The sequence below is a fragment of the Planktothrix sp. FACHB-1355 genome (assembly GCF_014748295.1).
In the GTDB taxonomy this organism is placed as follows: Bacteria; Cyanobacteriota; Cyanobacteriia; order Cyanobacteriales; family Aerosakkonemataceae; genus Aerosakkonema; species Aerosakkonema funiforme_A.
The window spans coordinates 1-2,166 of sequence record NZ_JACJUP010001167.1; the positions used below are offsets into that span (position 1 = coordinate 1).

A 2,166-nucleotide genomic window follows, 5' to 3' on the forward strand; every position below is an offset into this window, starting at 1 on the left:
CTTGCGAAGGTGGGCATCGTGACGGTCACCGCCAAGACGCCCACTTCGCGCAAAATCCAAAATCCAAAATTGAATGACTTTTCTTTTAGTGTCCTGCCATTCGTTTACCGATTTCGACAAAATCGGCTGCTTCGATATCGCTTTCGTACACAAATTTCCCCTCGCTGATCACAACAATGCGATCGCTCAGTTTCAATATTTCATCCAAATCTTCGCTGACCAGCAACACGGCTACACCGCGATTTCGCGCCGACACCATTTGACCGTGAATAAACTCAACGGCAGCAAAATCCAATCCAAAACAGGGATTGGCAGCGATCAGCAATTTGACATTTTCCGATGAAAGTTCTCGTGCCAAAACTGTACGCTGCACGTTACCGCCGGAAAGGTTACCAACGGGTGTATCTGCGGAAGGTGTTTTAATCGAAAACTGATTAATTAAAACTTGTGCGAATTGACGAATTAGTTTGGGAACGAGTAACCAGCCGTTTTGCGCTTGGGGTGGCAGATCGAATGTGCGTAAAGCCAGATTTTCTGCTACGCTCATATGCGGTACGCAGGCATTTTTGAGCGGTTCTTCCGGCAGGGCAAAAATTTGATGCTTGTACATTTCCGATCGCGTCGCTTTGTAAATTTCGCCATTGACTAAAATTTGGCCGGATGTGGCGGGACGCTGACCTGCCAGTACTTCTACCAATTCCCGCTGACCGTTACCGGAGACGCCGGCAATTCCGACAATTTCGCCTGCGCGTAAGGTCAGGTCAACACCGCAAACTGCTTCTAGACCGTTATCTTTGTTGGCGCGAATATCTTTAATTTCCAGAACGGGAATGTGGGAGGGAGGTGCTGTTTTCTCGACTTGTTTCGGTTCTTGTTTCTCACCCAACATCATTTGCGCCATTTCGGCAACGGTGAGATTTTTTACCAATCCGTGACCGGCGAGTTTGCCTTTTCGCAAAACGGTGATTTCATCGGCAAAAGCTGTCACTTCGCGGAATTTATGGCTGATCATCAATACGCTTAAGTTGCCGGCAATTACTTCATTCCGCAATAAGCCTAAAACTTCATCTGCTTCTTGGGGAGTAAGTACAGAAGTAGGTTCGTCTAGAATCAGAATTCGACTTTTGAGATAAAGCTGTTTGAGAATTTCCAGTTTTTGCTTTTGTCCGGCTGCTAACTGGGCGACGGGGGTATGTAAATCTACTTGGAAGGGAGACGATTTCATAAATAAAGTGAGGCGATCGTACTCTTCTTCCCACTTAATTATATTGGAACTGTCAAAACGAGACAGAACTAAATTTTCTGCTACCGTCATGGCAGGTACGGAGGTGAAGTGCTGATACACCATGCCGATGCCGTATTTATGGGCATCGCGAGGACTGGTAATTGTGCATGGTTGGTTGTCGATCGACACTTCGCCACTATCGGCAGTATAAAAACCCATGACGCACTTGACAAGAGTACTTTTCCCCGCGCCATTTTCTCCCAGCAAGGCATGAAATGTCCCCGGTTTGAGAGTTATCGACACGTTATCCAGCGCCGTCATGCTGCCAAACCGCTTGGTCATGTTCACCACTTCTAGTTCTGGTGGCTTGGTTAGTTCTCGCGTTGTGCTGGCCGTGGTTGTAGTCATACAATTACCTCGATCGGAGACAATTTTAGCCAAATATGCCACTTTGGGTTACATTTAAATGTTCTGGTCGAACGTTTTGACTGTGTTCTAAGTAATCATACTTAGCTGTTTTGTTATCTTTCCGTTAAATTTGGTAACTTTTACTTTAATGACGCGCCCGGTTTTGCTAACCTGTTTTGAACATGGCGTCATTTTAAAGAGCAAAGGTCTTAACACAACTTAAAAAGTTCGCAAAAGATGGCGGCGAGCGGTCATTTCCAGTAGGCTTGTGGCCTTAGCTGCATCGCAAAAGACGCAAGTTCCGATTGAGAGGAAAGATAGGGAAGATATGAAGCATTACGCTGATGAATGGGTTGCAGAATGGTGTCAGGAAAATGGCTGGACAGACTTAACTGTTGCCGGTTGTGACACCTATTGGGCTTTCCCTCCGGGAGCGGTAATGCCAGAGCCGATCCCCAGCAAAGCTATGAAATTGATTAAAGCACAAAAGGGATTGAGCGGCGAAGAAAAATGGTGGGCGATCGCATCCGTCG

At 46.5% G+C, this 2,166-nt stretch carries 1 protein-coding gene and 1 pseudogene; one reads left to right on the top strand and one right to left on the bottom strand.

Translation table 11 applies throughout. From position 1 onward, the window contains the following. Nucleotides 1-85: 85 nt before the first annotated feature. Nucleotides 86-1,633, bottom strand: coding sequence for an ABC transporter ATP-binding protein (locus tag H6S82_RS30305; protein WP_190474174.1), 1,548 nt, complete (start codon nt 1,631-1,633; stop codon nt 86-88). Nucleotides 1,634-1,961: 328 nt separating this feature from the next. Here H6S82_RS30305 and H6S82_RS30310 point away from each other — a divergent pair. Next, nucleotides 1,962-2,166 (top strand): annotated as a pseudogene (locus H6S82_RS30310) (hypothetical protein); the annotation flags it as partial.

What these genes read in the sequence shown, in the direction of transcription:
- H6S82_RS30305 (WP_190474174.1), bottom strand. Translation starts at nt 1,633, where the DNA reads ATGACTACAACCACGGCCAGCACAACGCGAGAACTAACCAAGCCACCA.